Source organism: Desulfobacterales bacterium, from assembly GCA_028704555.1.
Classification (GTDB): Bacteria; Desulfobacterota; Desulfobacteria; order Desulfobacterales; family JAQWFD01; genus JAQWFD01.
On the sequence record JAQWFD010000045.1, the window covers coordinates 12445 to 27591 of the forward strand.

The window sequence follows — 15147 nt, forward strand, 5'->3', positions numbered from 1 at the left end:
AAGCGCTTGTTTCGATGATGGATCAGATTGTTACCGATATTAAACTCCAGACGCATGATAAAAACCGTGTCAGTATATTTATAAATGGCGATTACCGGTTTTCAATCTGTCTGGCCCTGGCAGGTGCCATGGCAAAAGGGCAGTCCATCGATGAGTCGCAGGTTCAGGCGTTAATTGAAAAAGATCAGCAGCACCAGGCTTACCATAAGGCAGTCCGTTTCCTTGGCTTTCGCAGCCGGAGCATTCACGAGATCAACGTCTATCTGGAAGCAAAAGGCTTTGCAGCGCTCGCGATCACGCATACCATTGAAAAATTGATCCGGCTGAAATATCTTGACGATGAAACGTTTGCACGCGAGTGGATTGATCACAGGAAACGAATCTCCCCTCGAAGTGCCCTGCATCTTCGCTGGGAATTGAAACAAAAGGGTATAGCCGATTCTGTCGTTGACCAGTTGCTGAATGAATTTGATGAATATGAATCCGCATGGTCTGCCATAAAGCGAAAACTGCATCGCTGGGAACATCTTGACCCCGTGGAATTTAAAAAAAAAGTTTTTTCGTTTTTAAGCCGCAAAGGATTTCCTATGGATACCTGCCGATATGCCTGTGATCGTGCCTTAAAATCGGTGGATGAGGAGAAAGGGCCGGGGGCTGAGGGCTGAGGGCTGAGTAAAAAAAACAACTCGTGGGCGCAGGGGCGGCCCCGTGCCTGCCCATCGGGTAAAGGACAGAGATCAGAAGACAGAAATCAGAGGACTGTTACAATCGTTGACCATTTTAGATAAATTAATTCATAAAGCCATTTCACGATGCTCAAAACAGTGATTATCACATCTTGATGTTATATTCTTCCTCGTTAACAAGACCATTATAAAATTTCATCTATCATCGGGGACACGTATGATGACCGACGTTACGGCCTGCACTCTGGACTGCCCGGATTGCTGCTCCCTTCTGGTATCGGTTGATCCATCCGGTGATATCCATATCCGTGGAAATCCGGAGCATCCGTTTACGGCCGGTTTTACATGCGCAAAAATCAGGCACTTCGGCAAACGGCTTAAAAATCCTCTTCGAAAGGTTCATCCCATGGTGCGTGTTCGTGGAAGATGGGAACCCATCGGCTGGAATCATGCCCTGGATCTTTGTGCAGAACATATTCAACGGTTGAGAAACAACCCTTTGTCCATGCTTCATATACAGGGGGAAGGCGCCAAAGGGGTGTTGAAACAGGCCGGCCGTTATTTTTTTTCGCAGCTGGGAACCAGCTGTGTCAGGGGATCACTTTGTGATGCGGCCGGATACGTCGCCACCGTTATGGATTTTGGTTCCCGTGAAAATAATGATATTACCGATCTGCTCAATGCCGGATATATTATTATCTGGGGAAGAGATGTGCTCCGCTGTTCGATTCATACGGCCGCAATAGTCGGACAGGCACGGCAAAACGGCGCCTCTGTTTTATCCATATCTCCGGGAGATGATGCCAATAGCCGGTTTGCTGACAGGGTTATTACCATCCGCCCGGGAACTGACCGGTTTCTTGCTGCGGCAGTCATTCGTCTGTTTCTGGAACGCAATGTCACCGCTCCGGATATCGGACAATATGCTCACCGGTGGAATGAATTCGTACGATTCATTTTCAGCCGTTCCATGGAATCGCTGATCGCAGCATGTGATGTCAGTCAGGAAGATATTGACACAATCTACCGGTATTACAGTGATACAAAACCTGCGGCAACATTGATTGGAACCGGTCTTCAACGGTATCGTCACGGAGGTGAAAACGTTCGGTTTATCGATGCCCTTGCTTTTATTTCCGGTCATGTCGGTCGTTCCGGCGGGGGGATCTATTACCATCTTCATTCATTGAGAAATTTGAATTTCGCATGGTCAAGATCTGCCAAAACCTTGTCCGGGAGAATCCTTCGGTTTCCGTGCATCGGGCAGGATATCATCGATGCCGCAGACCCACCGATCCGGATGATGTGGGTCAACGGATCAAATGTGATCAATCAGGCCCCGGATTCACACCTGATTGGGCGGGCGTTTGAAACCGTGCAGTTCAAGGTGGTGGTGGATGCGTTCATGACCGATACCGCATCGAGGGCTGATCTGTTCCTGCCATCGACCCTTATGCTGGAACAGGAAGATATTGTATCATCCTACCTTCATAATTATATCCAGCATGCGAAAGCCGTTGTCAGTCCTCCCGGTGAGGCCAGAACAGATTTTTGGATTTTCTCACAGGTGGGAAAACGGCTCGAACCGCCTGTTATTTTACCGGATGCGGAAACGTTTTTTCGCTGCGCGCTGAGTACGGACAGATTGTCGATTTCGTTTGAGGATCTTAAAAAACAGAATTTTATAAAAGTAAAACGTCCTTCTGTTGCGTATGCCGGGATGAAATTTGATCACTCCGACGGAAAATTCCGTTTGCCGGCCCGTCTTCACAGCCAGGAACCGGTTCCGGACAAATTCCGTCTTCGTCTGATTACCCCGGTCAGCAGAGATCATATCCATTCCCAGATATTGGCGGACAATCACAGGTTGCCTCTGATTGTCCAGGTGTCTTCCGGCTGCCCATACCTTGCTGATATCGATTTGTCAAAAGACCTTTATCTGGTATCTCCGTTGCAAAAACTTAAAGTAAAGCTTGAACTGTCTGACAGGCTGCATCCCGAAGCGGCTGTATTGAGAAGGGGAAGTTGGATGAAGACGGGCGGCGGCGTAAATCAGCTGATCGCTGCGAGAATAACCGATATCGGATGTGGGGCAGCGTATTATGAGCAATATGTGAGAATAGAAAATTAGTTGCTGCCCATTTTTTGAAAACCGTTTTTTCGGTTTTTCCTCCGGGTATCGGGAATCCGGCATCGATTAATTTTTTTCTGCAGGGGAGGGGGGAATGTTACAGGCAACGCAGGAACAGCCGGAGATTGTTTCGTGCTTTTTACGTTGGGCCGAAGCGATGGCCGATCTGAAAGCCGATGAACAGAAAATTGAATTCATCCGTTACCATTTGTCGATCCTGCTGAACGATAAAGCCGCGTTCAGGGATATTCTGACCTGTATTTCGAAAGGGGATAAATACCCGAATATTCACAAAGCCATGATGTTTGACAACGAAGTGCTTTTATATCAGGCGCCAGGGCGGTTGTTTTCGGTTCGCATATTTCTGTGGGACCATGGGGAATTTACGCCGGTGCATGATCATAATTCGTGGGGGGTGATTGGCCCGGTTTTCGGAAATCTGGAGGTGGTTAAATATGAACGTGAAGATGACCGATCGGTTAATGATTATGCCTGTCTGAAAGAAATCTCAAGATCCGTTCTCCGTCCGGGCCAGACTGATTATACGTTTCCACTGAATGAAGGCATTCATAAAACCGGAAATTGCGATCAGAATGTGACGGTATCCGTCAGTGTCTACGGTACCCCACTCAGGCGACCGTTTATCCAGGGGTTTGACCTGTCCCAGGGCCGGATTTTCACGATATATGCTCCGAAAACCAAAAAGAAACTTTTGGCATCCCGGGCACTGGATCAATACTAACCCTAAGCCGGATGTCGCTCCGAAGATTAAATGCAAGGAGGACTGCCGAATGAAACGGTTTAAGAATATTCTGCTGATTTACGATGAAACCATAGAAGGAAGATCTGCTCTGGAGCGGGCTGTTCATCTGGCCATGGATAATGAGGCGAGACTGAAATTAGTTCATGTGATCAAGGAGATACCAGCAGATGAGTTGGTGATGATTTCTTCAGCAAATTCGGGAAAGTTGGAGAAAATGCTGGTGGAGCGGAAAAGTCTGGAAATGAAGCAGTTTTTGAGGCCGTTCGTGCTGAGAGGATTGACCGCAGAGGTCAAGGTCATTGTCGGTGTACCGTTTATCAGCATTACTCAGGAAGTGATCAGATGCGAACATGATCTGGTGGTTAAAGTGGCAGAGGGCAGACGGGTATTAGACGCTATCATGTTTGGAACAACCGCCATTCGGTTGATGAGAAAATGCCCGGGTCCGGTCTGGATCATGAAACCGTCTGATCATCAGGGATATCGGAATATCATGGCGGCCGTTGATCCCGGACCGGTAGTAGATGAACGATATCGGCTGAATCATTTAATTATGGGATTGGCCAGTTCACTGGCATTGCTGGAACATTGTCGTCTTCACGTGGTTCATGTCTGGAAACCCCCCGGAACAACCCTGCACGGAGAAAGTAGTGGTAAAATTCCGGGAAAATCATTTAATCATTTTGCCCGGGAAGCTATGCAGTTCCATCGGAAATGGACTGTAGCGCTTGTGGAACCGTATACATCCCCAATACTCGGCAGCCGGATTTATCTGAAGGAAGGTGAACCTGAAAAAATAATTCCTCAGATGGCGCAGGAACTCTCTATGGATCTTATTGTAATGGGCACGGTATGCCGTACGGGAATAGCCGGATTTTTCATCGGAAACACGGCTGAGAAAGTTCTGCGACAGGTAAACTGTTCCGTTTTGACTGTAAAACCGGAAGGATTCATTTCTCCGGTTTGTCTTGAGCAGGCCATCAAAGTTCCCGTATTTTAACCGGTCCATGCATTTCTTTACCCGCTCAGTGAATTGTGATAGCCTGAAACAGCAGACAGACATCTTTAACCGTATCGATACTTCAGGGTCGTATTCGAGGGATACCATGTATGATATAAACACAAACCGGAACAAAAACAGGCTTTACATCATATTAAATGAATTATCCCGTACAGAACTGTCCGAAGTTACCGAAGCCATTGAAAACGCATGCAACACACTCATTCCCGGCTTTACCTGTATCACCGCTTTTAAAAAAGGCAGAATCATTACCAATCAGGATGAAGATTTCATCTACCTGGCTCAGGAAATTGTATTTCGATATGGGGTCAGCAAAGTGGTGCGTGTCATCAGCCAGGACAGCCCCATAGGCCAACGCCAGCTGAACAGGCTCTCTATCAACGCCGAGTATCCGGTTGAATATGCCGGGAGCATAGAGGAAGCGGAAAAAATACTGGACGCATCTGAACCCTGACAGCCGGCCGATTTTACGATTTTTAAATTTTATACCCGATGGGCGGGTACAGGAACTCGCCCCTGTGAATTTCCTGTACCCTGTTTCCCCCGGGGGCCCTTCAACCTGATTAACTGATCCCTCAATCAGTCGACTTTGAAAAATGCTTTGGCCTTTGCCTTGCACACCGGACAGCTATCAGGCGGCTCGTTTTCACACGTATAGCCGCATACCGAACATACATAATAATCCGCGACGGTCGGGGAATCTAAATTATCCAGTGCGTTCTGATATAACTGCGCATGCACTTTTTCCACTTCGTTGGCATAGGTAAAACTGCGCTCTGCGGCTTTATGGCCCTCTGCTTTCGCGGTTTCAATCATCTCCGGATACATTTCCCTGAATTCATGCGTCTCACCGGAAATGGCCTCCCTGAGGTTTTCTGCCGTCGAATTAATTCCCCCAACCGCTTTTAAGTGGGCATGGGCATGGACGGTCTCAGCCTCGGCCGCAGCTCGAAACAGTTTGGCCGTCTGAGGATGCCCCTCCTTGTCTGCCTGTTTGGCAAATGCCAGATATTTTCGGTTTGCCTGTGATTCTCCAGAAAATGCTTCCAAAAGATTCTGCTCTGTTTTGTTCATAATTCATCTCCTTATAAATATATATGATTGAAAAAATCGTCGGTGGTATTCGAGATGACAGCTCTGAATAGACAGCTGCCTTTTTCCGTTTTCCGGTATGGGAATATGAAAGCAAATAAAAAATTGACTCATTCGGACGTTAACAGCCGTTTAATCATTCAGGCTGCCAGGGTGTCTGATATCATCAGATTCCATGCAGTATCTGAGCTTTTCGCATACCAGAAGATCGGTTGGAAATGCCATGGGGGCAGGCAATGCATCGACAGGGAAAAAAGCGGCTTCCTTTGCATCGGAATCTGCCTTCAGATAACCGCCCGTCGGGGTTGCCCGGAACCATATCCCGACGGTTTGTTTGTGCAGATCATGAAAATTTGAGTGCACGTCAAACACCGGTCCGATATTTACATCCAATCCGGTTTCTTCCTTGATCTCACGTTTTGCCGCCGAACGGATATCTTCACCCCATTCCACATGGCCGCATGGAATACACCACATATCCCGATAAGAGCCGGATCGTCTCACTAACAGTATTTCATTGCGGCGAACCACAATTATTGCGACCCCCACGGTGGGATTACGATAATGGACGGTTTTGCAATGATCGCAGAATAATCGGTTTATCCCGTCCTGGCGTACGGGTACCAGCGGATATGCACAGAACGGACAAAATTTAAATTCCATGAGGATGCTGCAAATTTGATTGATGGTTGTCTTGTCAGCAATTTGTTTTTGCCGAGGCCCTTTTAACAGAGTTAACGTAAAAGCCGACAGGTAATCAATATTTTTTTCGATTTGATGTCAAAATACGCGCAGCCCTGACGCAGAAATTGGGAAAAATAGCCATTTCTGGATGGACACCAGTTAATGCATGACTGCTCCGCTGGTATGTGGCTTATGATCGATCGGGCCGTATGTCCGTGAAGCGTTCCAGGGAAACAGCTCCCGGATGTTCTCTTCAATTGAAAAATCCATGATAACGGGTCCGGGTTCAGCCAGCCCCTTTTCCAGGACCCCTCCGACATCTTCAGCATGGTCTGCCTTTAATCCGCAAGCCCCGTATGCCTCCGCCAGTTTCATGAAATCGGGACTGTACTGAAGGCCGGAATCCGTATGGGCATGTCCTCCAAACCAGTGGCTGCAGGAATGCCTGTTGTTGAGGATAATAATTTTAATCGGAAGCCTGTACTGGACAGCGGTTGCGATTTCCTTGAGCGTCATCTGGATGCCGATGCTTTCGGTTACGCAGATAACGGGTCTGTCAGGGCAGGCAGCCTGCGCGCCAATGGCTGCCGGCAGGCTGAATCCCATGCAGTTGAGTCCGCCCGTTGAGATAAAACCGCCGGGAATATCAAACCGGTAATACTGGGCGACCTGCAGTTGATGCCAGTCTGATTCCGTGGCGATCAGCGCCTGTCCTTTTGTCTGTTCATAAAGCGTTTCAATGACCTGCCTCGGCGTTATACCGGCTTGTTTCCCAAAGGGCGGCGGAGGGGTATATTTCCATTTATAGATGTGGGCCAGCCATTTCTGATGGTTATTCCTCAGCTTCATGGGTTTTGATGAATTCATGATGTGATGCAGGAGGCTGAGGGCGCTGTGACAGTCTCCTGATACCGGAAGTGTCGATGGCACACCGTATTTTGAGGATACGGGATCATATCCAATATGAATCATATTGGCCCGGGAGGCAAACAGATCTGTTTTGCCAATTCCGCAGTTGTCAAAATTAACGCCGGATGCAATCAGAAGATCGCAGTAGCCGGTAGCGATATTGGCGCGGTACATCCCTTGAAGCCCGGTCATGCCAAGCCATAGCGGGTCTGATCCCGGAAAGGCCCCAAGTCCCATGAGCGATGAAGTGACCGGAATCTGAAACTGCCGGGCAAAATCGGTCAGCAGCGTGGAAGATTTCGAATGAAGGATGCCTTCTCCGGCAACAATTACCGGACGATGTGCCTTTCTGATGAGTTTGGCCACTGTTTCCAAATGGGTTTCATCCGGTTTGCCGGTCGTTGGAAATGAACGGGTACGAACGGGTTTGTCCCAATCGTAATCTATACTTGAAGAGACAAGGTCTTTGGGAATATCGACCAGAACCGGACCGGGCCTGCCGGTTGTCGCGATGCAGAACGCTTCCCGGATAATCCGGGGGATGTCTTCGGTACGGGTGATCAGGTAGTTGTGTTTGGTACAGGGCCGGGTGATGCCGACGATATCCACTTCCTGAAATGAGTCCTTGCCGATTAAGTGGGTGGACACCTGACCGGTAAGAATGACCAGTGGAATGGAATCCGTATAGGCAGCCGCGATCCCCGTGACCGTATTGGTAGCGCCGGGTCCGGAGGTCACCAGACACACACCCGTCCGTCCGCCGGCTCTGGCATATCCGTCAGCTGCATGAATCGCGCCCTGTTCGTGACAGGTCCGGATATGAAGTAAATCCGACCGCTGAAGTTCATCATAAATATCAATGACGGTGCCCCCGGGGTATCCGAATATCGTATCTACGCCTTCGCGTTCAAGCGCATGGATCAGGAGTTGTGCGCCGGTGAATTTCATGGTTTTTGTCCTTTGCCTGGATGGGGTAACCAAATATGGAAAATAAAAAACCGTTACCAGCTTTCAGGGCTGGTAACGGTTTTTTGAATTTTATCTGTAAACGGAATTCAGCCCATTATCAACCCGTGTCTTCGCAGCCGATAATTATACCGACTACGCAAATAATAATGGTGACAATGGTGAATTCTTTTTTCATCGTTTAAATCCTTTTCTGCTTTTTTACCAATCAATTAAAAATATGTCAAATTTAATTTACCCTTAGGTAAACCCCCGGCTTTGCCGGGCGACTCATTAAAGTTGGACATTTAAGGGAATAAATGAAAGCCCTCCAGATGTGAACCGCAAAAAAAGAAGCTTCACCGCCCGCTTTGCTCGAGGCGAAAAGAACGCAGAGGCAGGGGAGGGGGGGAATATTTCGTAACGTCCGAAAAGTGAAAAATCACCACAGCGTACAGAGGATGGGGAAGGAAAAAGCGGATAATTACATCGGAATACGCATGGAGAATTTAAAAGCTGTGATATGAAATGGATATTACGGGAGGTCAGGAGTAGGGGTTAACCTGGGATGTATAGCAGGTATCACAGGCTTATCAAGTCGTGTGATGTGGTTTGAATTTGCAAAGGTTAATGGCGTAGCGGCTTAATCGGTTGCCGTCTTTGGTTCGGCCTTTTTTTGTTTATAATCCTCTATTACCCCTTTGAACCGGTTCATGATTTCTTTGAAGCCATCAAAACTGATTGTATTTTGATTGACTTTTACCACTTTTTCGGAAAAAACTATTTTCCCATATTCAGTTTGGGGGTTAATTTTTGTCTTTCGATTAAATTTCTTACCACTAACTTTAGTCTCTAACGTTTCTTTATCAAACAAATCTTCTATCGCCGTTTCCTCGTGACCACTTACATGGGGTATCTGTACTACATACAAATTTTCAACAAACCAGGAAAACGGCTTTTTTGAATCACTATCCACCAACTTTTTTTTAATTTCTTTAGATCCGCTATCATTATCGACAAGCATTATGACCGGATGTTTCTTTCCTTGCCCCTTAAATGGTTTCATGTGTGTTTTGTAGATTTTCATCAATGATACTAAGCCGGAAGTACCTGCTGATATTGCAAATACATCTTTGAGATTTTTAGACAGGTCTATAAAACTGACTTTGAAAACAAAATCGTCGCCCTTTTTTTGCACTAATTCCCCGTATTCTTTTTCTAAATGCCTTAAGGCACATTTCAAATATACAATGTCTGTTTTGCCCTCGCAAATAATTAAAGGCCGATTTAAAATGAAAAAATGTTTGTAAAACAGGAGCTCTCTATAAAGCTTCATTACGGCGGTAGGCTTAAATCTTTTGTCTCCGATTGTACGCTCATCGTGCGAGATTTTTATATGATAAATAAAGCTTAAAATGCCTTCTAATTGTTTTATATTCCCTATTACTTTTTTAGATTTATATCTAACGTAAGGAGTTATAGCACTGTTATATGACGACGTGTAAATTACTTTAGAATTTTCAGAAACTGCTGGTTCTGAAACATTTTTACTGTCTATATAAAACTTATTAGACTGAAATAGAGCATGGCACATAGATCTAGCCTGTCTGTAATACTCTCTTTTAATATTGACTTTCTCATTTACGACAAGGCCCGTGACAATTTGTCGTTCTGTCTTGTACTGTAATGATGTTTTTTTCTCATTTATTGTGAAACCAACCTTTTTTATCTCTTTTCTTAAAGCGTTACCCGGAATCCATTTATTGTCAGCACCATTTTTTTTAATCGCAATTTTTTCAGGAAATTCCTTCCTGTTTGTGGAGAAGGTCAAATCATCGGCATATCTGGAATATGTACACTTTGATTTTTTCGCCAAGTTAACCATCCGTATATCCAACAGGTGCCCTATCAAATTTGAAATAATCGGTGAACAAGGGCTCCCTTGAGGCAACTCATTATCATGACAAGCTATTTGGGCTATAACAGTGGCGATTTTTGGATCTAGCTGAAAATGAGCATTTTTGATAAAAAAGCCCCTAACTCTACCAAAGTTTATTGATGGAAAAAAATCTTGTAAATCAATATTAAAAACGTGACGTTTATTTTTATGATTGATTGCGTTTGTGATTATAGAGTGATTTTTTCTGAATCCATGAGATAAAGATTTCTTATGCTTGCTATTTGTGGAGATTTCGTCAAAGCATTTATTTAATAGTTTTGCTAACCGCTTTTGAAGAGTTTTGAGCTGGTCTACAGGAGCTTTTATTTTACGTTCGCTGCCATTATTTTTAGGAATTGTGAATTCGGTATATTTGTCTTTGTTTGGAATTTTATATAGAATATAGGAAAGTGATTTTGGCTTATATCCGAGCAAGATAGCAATCTCGCTTAATGATGTGGTTTTTTTAATTTTTTCTAAGGCTGACATTAATTAATACACCAAAAATGATAAAAAAAGGAGGGGGGACGGCTTATAGGCACTCTTATGCGAAGAGACTGAATCATTAATACCCAGTACCCTGATAGCAAAGATGTAGGAAATAAGCAACACTGCCTACCATTGATTTCTTATATTGCGATTCACAATAACAAATCTGCCTATAAGCCGCACTTTGTGTGTAAACCATATTTTTTTTAAAATATCAACAGATTAAAACCCTGAGAGCATCCATGATAACGAAGTGCTCCTTCACATCATCTATAGGTTCTTTGTATCTCTCTTTTATTGTTTGCTGCCGAACCATTAATTATTAGTTCAATTTGCCATGATAATTTTTCTATTTTTTTACAAAAAAAACTAATGCCGTGCGAGACAGGTTGAATAGCTAAATACATAACGCCCCAAATTTATTACTTATGACAACGCTAAAAAACAATAAGAAGTTATAAATAGCCCATGAGACGATGGCCTGCGTCTGTACCCGAACAGCAATAGACCCGCTGGCCAGTCAATTTTATAATAAATATCTGATATCGAAAACGATACATTCAGAATTTGATATACCTTGCCATGATCACAACGTGAATGCATTCAGGAATAATGCCAGATATGAAATGAACATCGAAGAATTTTAGGAAGGCTGAAGTTTGAATGGAATAGCAGGTATCACAAGCCCAAACGGAATAACAGCGACGCCAGTTTTCGAGCGAATATTTTGGTAATATCAGGTCCTGGTTCAAGAATAAGACCTTCTGACTTCGCCGCATCTATTGCAGACCGCCCCCTCCTCGCCACACCGATATGATGGGGTGGGGATTATTAAGCGCTTACCTTTCTATAGAGGAACTATGGGTGGAATAAAGCTGTTTACGGGGCTGCGTGCTAGGAGCCAATAGACCTGCAGGTTCGATCATAAATACTACGAATAGCCTTCGTAAGAATCGAGGCATTGGTTTCACTGGGATATTTTCTGCGGATTTCGTCTATCAGGTAGATGGTTTCGTTGTCAATTTTGGCGCAGAAATTTTGTACGGTTTTTTTGTCAATTTGTGGATCCTTGACTCGCACGGTTCTGATTTTGGCCTTGTTGTATTCACGTGTTGACGTCTGCATAGGGAAAACTCCTTTAAATATTATCTGGTTAATTCTGTTGTATAACCTACTCCCGCGCCATGGTGGCCCGGCATTTAGTGCATTTCGCATCAAAACATGAAACGCCCAACTGGTGTGGGGCACTCTTTGCCCACAATGAGGAAAGCCTGAAATAGGGCGCTTGATTTTTTTAATAAAATAAATCATTTAATCGCTTTTGTGTATGAGGGAGACGCCTTATTTTGATAGGGAAAGACCACTATATTTAGGTATATTAGCAAATGTGGCAAAAAGTCTTACAATCCCGCTTACCTTTCTAACTCTCGATATTCACAGGGATATACCCGGGCATTGTCCAGACAATGACACGAATTTTTTGTTAGGAATACAAAGAAATGAATCAGAACCTTTGAGCAAAAGTTTAAAATTTCAGATAATTTGCCAATATCAAAACCTGAATAATTCCCCGATTAATTGGGCTGAATTTTTTGCATTTAAAGTGGTATTATGAAAATATAAAAAACAGATATACTGCATTTTTACAAATTTTTTTGGACAATTCAACACACACACCATTGTACCCGAAGATATAACCCTTATTCCCGAATTCGCTGGAATTCGCATATTTGAGTGGCCACTGGCGGGCGTATCGTCGGCTCAGGCCCTGGAGGAGCACATCCGTTCAACAGGGGGGCGGGCCATGGTTCCCGTTGCGGACGAGCGCTTTGAAGTCTACATCCAACCCAAGCTGTACAGCAACTGGTCGGAACGTCACGCGGCCATACATAGCGGGACTGGGAACGTTCAGCCTAAACTGCGCCATTATTACGGAAAAAGCCATAGCCGGACGGTTTTTTGCAACCCGGATTCCATTTTACAAGATCTTTACAATTTTATCCCCGATCAATATAAATGCTTTACATTCCGGGTCTATCTTACATTCAAAATCGATGGGAAATCCCCGGTAAAATGATACTATTTAAAGGATGATACGTAAGGGTTAAACTGTTTGTTCAAAACATTGAATCGCGGCTGGCCCTGGGGAAAATTCTTGCTGCGGATTAAATCCAAAAGATGAATTTGTATGATATGCAACCGTAAAGAAAAGGGCCGGAGCAGGGCCGAAAACACGGGATGCAAGATGGAAAGGAAAATTATGATGAAGTCTGTCGTTAAAACCAATGCGTTCAAGGCCGCTCTGCTTTTGCTTGTACTGGTCAGCATCGGTTGTGCTGCCCACACTGTGGTCAGTCATTGGCGCATGAGTGGCTTAACAATCAATGGCTCGGAAGATGAATGGCCGGCAGCCCCTCAATATTACGATGCGGACAGACAGGCCGGTATCCGCATGATGAACGATGCAGAGGCCATCTACCTTTGTTTTTCCACCAGTAATGAGGCTTTGAAAAAAAAGCTCTTAATGACCGGGTTGACCGTCTGGCTCGATCCGGCCGGAGACAAAAATAAAACCTTTGGTATTCATCTGCCCGGTGCCGGCCCCCGGGGGTTTCCAAGAAAATCCGGGTCGGATGGCCGCCTGGAGGATAAAAAAGAGCAGGGATACGGGGGTGGTGATGAATCGGGCAACCTACCCGCGGATGACCGTCTGGGGGATAAAAAAGAGCGTCCGGTCTTTAAAACGCCCGATTCCGTCGAGATCACCTATGCGGAAGCTACCGGCCCCCTGTCGATGCCCATGGACCAGGTTCGGCAGACGGGTATCGAGATCGGTGTGGGACAGCCGGACGGCCGCCGGTTCGTGTATGAATTTAAAATTTGCTTTAGGGCCGGCCCGTCACTTTCAGCGCTTGCCCCGGGAAAGACGGTGGGGATCGGCATCGAGGCCGTAGAAACAGACATGCACCAGGGGATGCGCAAACCGACCGAAGACGGCATGGGCAGATCAAATCACGGCGGCGGTCGACCCGGCGGCGGTGGCTCCGGCGGCGGTGGCTCCGGCGGCGGTGGCTCCGGCGGCGGTGGTTCCGGCGCAAAAGCGATGGGCGAGGCTTTTGAAACCTGGATCAAGGTTACCCTGGTCGGTGGCAGTATCAATGCGAATGTCCGGGGATGATGTTGCACTTTGTTTCCGTTCATATGAAATGTCACCCGGTAAGCGCTTTTGGGCTGATGCTGATGGCCGGCCTGCTGATGGGTAAATCAGTTCCCAAAGCTATGCTTTGCCTATGATTAACGAAGAAGGAAAATTAAGATGAACAGACCGGAAAAAAAGGTAAAATAACATGACTATCCAATCCATTAAAGGCTGTATCGGTTGCGGGACGTGTGTCAAAACCTGCCCCACAGATGTGATCCGTCAGGATCCAAAGACGAAAAAGGCGTTTATCAAATATCCGGCGGATTGCCAGATATGTCACTTGTGCAGGATGTATTGTCCTGTGGGTGCCATTACGATTTCACCGGAGAAGACTATTCCGGTCGTGGTTTCATGGGGGTAAAAAATGAATGGGTATGTCAAAAGCAATTTTCTTAGACAGTCAGTACTGGCCTTTACAGGTATGCCGCTACTGATCTGGGCTCTGGGTAGTTTCCCGGCGCGTCCCGTGTTGAATGAATCACTCTCCGTTATAACGATCCTGGTATTTTCCCAGATGATCGGGCAGTTTTTTTGGGCACGGACGAACAGAGCCGCTGTTGCAGATCTCAGGATGCGCAAGATCATAAAGTATCATAAAATTATCGGGTATACATTCGTTATCGTACTGCTTTTCCACCCTGTCCTTGTAGTTGTGCCAAAGTTTTTTGAGTCGGGTGTTGCCCCTGCTGACGCATTTGTCACGATGATTACGACTTTAAACCAGGGCGTTGTGCTCGGGATCACTGCCTGGTGCCTTTTGCTGATACTTGGCATAACCGCCCTTGTGCGCAAAAAGCTGCCAATGAAATACGAGACCTGGCGGGTTTTTCACGGCATCCTGGCCATTTTGTTTATTTTGATTGCCGCATGGCACGTCATTGACCTTGGCCGTTATTCAAGCCCTGCCATGTCAATTTTTATTACATTGCTGACCACAGGTGGCGTTTGGCTTACAGGAAAACAATACCTGTTGAAAATGTTTAAAAAATAAGGATCATTGCAATGGAAAAGAACCAAAATCTAAAAAATATGTCCCGTCGAAAGTTCATGGCGATAGCCGGCGGCGCAGCGGGGCTTGCGGTAATGGCATCCATGGGCCTGTCCGCAGAGCGCGGTGAGTGCAGCGCCAATATTCCTGCAATCGATATCGATAAAATAGCGGTTGCCGAAAACGAAGCCGATGTGCTGGTGGTGGGCGGCGGAATCGCGGGCCTTTTCGCCGCGGTCAAAGCCCATGATGCCGGCGCCAGCGTCCTCATGGTATCCAAGGGACGTCTCGGCTCATC

General features: G+C 45.9%; 14 protein-coding genes. 9 read left to right on the plus strand and 5 right to left on the minus strand.

Annotation, left to right across the window (positions count from 1 at the left end; all coding sequences use genetic code 11):
- Positions 1 to 14 precede the first annotated feature (14 nt).
- From PHQ97_13885 to PHQ97_13905, 5 genes are all read left to right on the plus strand, one after another.
- The gene (locus PHQ97_13885) at positions 15 to 665 is read left to right on the plus strand and encodes a RecX family transcriptional regulator (GenBank protein MDD4393826.1); all 651 of its coding nucleotides are present in this window, start codon (positions 15 to 17) and stop codon (positions 663 to 665) included.
- A 238-nt stretch (positions 666 to 903) separates the two neighbouring features.
- Positions 904 to 2817, plus strand: coding sequence for a molybdopterin-dependent oxidoreductase (locus tag PHQ97_13890; GenBank protein MDD4393827.1), 1914 nt, complete (start codon positions 904 to 906; stop codon positions 2815 to 2817).
- 94 nt (positions 2818 to 2911) lie between these two features.
- The gene (locus PHQ97_13895) at positions 2912 to 3559 is read left to right on the plus strand and encodes a cysteine dioxygenase family protein (protein ID MDD4393828.1); all 648 of its coding nucleotides are present in this window, start codon (positions 2912 to 2914) and stop codon (positions 3557 to 3559) included.
- A 49-nt stretch (positions 3560 to 3608) separates the two neighbouring features.
- Positions 3609 to 4580 carry a universal stress protein gene (locus PHQ97_13900; protein MDD4393829.1) on the plus strand — a complete coding sequence of 324 codons (972 nt, stop codon included), beginning with the start codon at positions 3609 to 3611 and terminating at the stop codon, positions 4578 to 4580.
- Between the two features lie 106 nt (positions 4581 to 4686).
- Positions 4687 to 5055 carry a hypothetical protein gene (locus PHQ97_13905; protein MDD4393830.1) on the plus strand — a complete coding sequence of 123 codons (369 nt, stop codon included), beginning with the start codon at positions 4687 to 4689 and terminating at the stop codon, positions 5053 to 5055.
- A 125-nt stretch (positions 5056 to 5180) separates the two neighbouring features.
- On the opposite strand, the gene PHQ97_13910 is transcribed toward PHQ97_13905, so the two are convergent.
- The 5 genes from PHQ97_13910 to PHQ97_13930 all read right to left on the minus strand — a co-directional run bounded on the left by PHQ97_13910 (position 5181) and on the right by PHQ97_13930 (position 11784).
- Positions 5181 to 5675 carry a rubrerythrin family protein gene (locus PHQ97_13910; GenBank protein MDD4393831.1) on the minus strand — a complete coding sequence of 165 codons (495 nt, stop codon included), beginning with the start codon at positions 5673 to 5675 and terminating at the stop codon, positions 5181 to 5183.
- A gap of 150 nt (positions 5676 to 5825) precedes the next feature.
- Positions 5826 to 6356 carry an NUDIX hydrolase gene (locus PHQ97_13915; protein ID MDD4393832.1) on the minus strand — a complete coding sequence of 177 codons (531 nt, stop codon included), beginning with the start codon at positions 6354 to 6356 and terminating at the stop codon, positions 5826 to 5828.
- Between the two features lie 180 nt (positions 6357 to 6536).
- A complete protein-coding gene (gene ilvB / locus PHQ97_13920) occupies positions 6537 to 8234 on the minus strand; it encodes a biosynthetic-type acetolactate synthase large subunit (protein MDD4393833.1) in 1698 nt (565 codons plus the stop codon).
- Positions 8235 to 8874: 640 nt separating this feature from the next.
- On the minus strand, positions 8875 to 10659 hold the full coding sequence (locus PHQ97_13925) for a retron Ec67 family RNA-directed DNA polymerase/endonuclease (protein MDD4393834.1): 1785 nt from the start codon (positions 10657 to 10659) through the stop codon (positions 8875 to 8877).
- A gap of 894 nt (positions 10660 to 11553) precedes the next feature.
- Positions 11554 to 11784, minus strand: coding sequence for a hypothetical protein (locus PHQ97_13930; GenBank protein MDD4393835.1), 231 nt, complete (start codon positions 11782 to 11784; stop codon positions 11554 to 11556).
- Between the two features lie 1135 nt (positions 11785 to 12919).
- Between PHQ97_13930 and PHQ97_13935 the strand changes: the two genes are divergently transcribed.
- The 4 genes from PHQ97_13935 to PHQ97_13950 all read left to right on the plus strand — a co-directional run.
- The gene (locus PHQ97_13935) at positions 12920 to 13837 is read left to right on the plus strand and encodes a hypothetical protein (protein MDD4393836.1); all 918 of its coding nucleotides are present in this window, start codon (positions 12920 to 12922) and stop codon (positions 13835 to 13837) included.
- A 169-nt stretch (positions 13838 to 14006) separates the two neighbouring features.
- On the plus strand, positions 14007 to 14222 hold the full coding sequence (locus PHQ97_13940; GenBank protein MDD4393837.1) for a 4Fe-4S binding protein: 216 nt from the start codon (positions 14007 to 14009) through the stop codon (positions 14220 to 14222).
- A 3-nt stretch (positions 14223 to 14225) separates the two neighbouring features.
- Positions 14226 to 14852, plus strand: a complete 627-nt coding sequence (locus PHQ97_13945) for a ferric reductase-like transmembrane domain-containing protein (GenBank protein MDD4393838.1) — start codon at positions 14226 to 14228, stop codon at positions 14850 to 14852.
- An 11-nt stretch (positions 14853 to 14863) separates the two neighbouring features.
- On the plus strand, positions 14864 to 15147 hold a 284-nt coding region (locus PHQ97_13950), incomplete at its 3' end, for an FAD-binding protein (protein MDD4393839.1).

Coding starts and splice junctions, on each gene's coding strand:
- PHQ97_13940 (MDD4393837.1), top strand. CDS start 14,007: ATGACTATCCAATCCATTAAAGGCTGTATCGGTTGCGGGACGTGTGTC.
- PHQ97_13900 (MDD4393829.1), top strand. CDS start 3,609: ATGAAACGGTTTAAGAATATTCTGCTGATTTACGATGAAACCATAGAA.
- ilvB (MDD4393833.1), bottom strand. CDS start 8,234: ATGAAATTCACCGGCGCACAACTCCTGATCCATGCGCTTGAACGCGAA.
- PHQ97_13895 (MDD4393828.1), top strand. CDS start 2,912: ATGTTACAGGCAACGCAGGAACAGCCGGAGATTGTTTCGTGCTTTTTA.
- PHQ97_13925 (MDD4393834.1), bottom strand. CDS start 10,659: ATGTCAGCCTTAGAAAAAATTAAAAAAACCACATCATTAAGCGAGATT.
- PHQ97_13915 (MDD4393832.1), bottom strand. CDS start 6,356: ATGGAATTTAAATTTTGTCCGTTCTGTGCATATCCGCTGGTACCCGTA.
- PHQ97_13890 (MDD4393827.1), top strand. CDS start 904: ATGATGACCGACGTTACGGCCTGCACTCTGGACTGCCCGGATTGCTGC.
- PHQ97_13935 (MDD4393836.1), top strand. CDS start 12,920: ATGATGAAGTCTGTCGTTAAAACCAATGCGTTCAAGGCCGCTCTGCTT.
- PHQ97_13930 (MDD4393835.1), bottom strand. CDS start 11,784: ATGCAGACGTCAACACGTGAATACAACAAGGCCAAAATCAGAACCGTG.
- PHQ97_13885 (MDD4393826.1), top strand. CDS start 15: ATGATGGATCAGATTGTTACCGATATTAAACTCCAGACGCATGATAAA.
- PHQ97_13945 (MDD4393838.1), top strand. CDS start 14,226: ATGAATGGGTATGTCAAAAGCAATTTTCTTAGACAGTCAGTACTGGCC.
- PHQ97_13905 (MDD4393830.1), top strand. CDS start 4,687: ATGTATGATATAAACACAAACCGGAACAAAAACAGGCTTTACATCATA.
- PHQ97_13910 (MDD4393831.1), bottom strand. CDS start 5,675: ATGAACAAAACAGAGCAGAATCTTTTGGAAGCATTTTCTGGAGAATCA.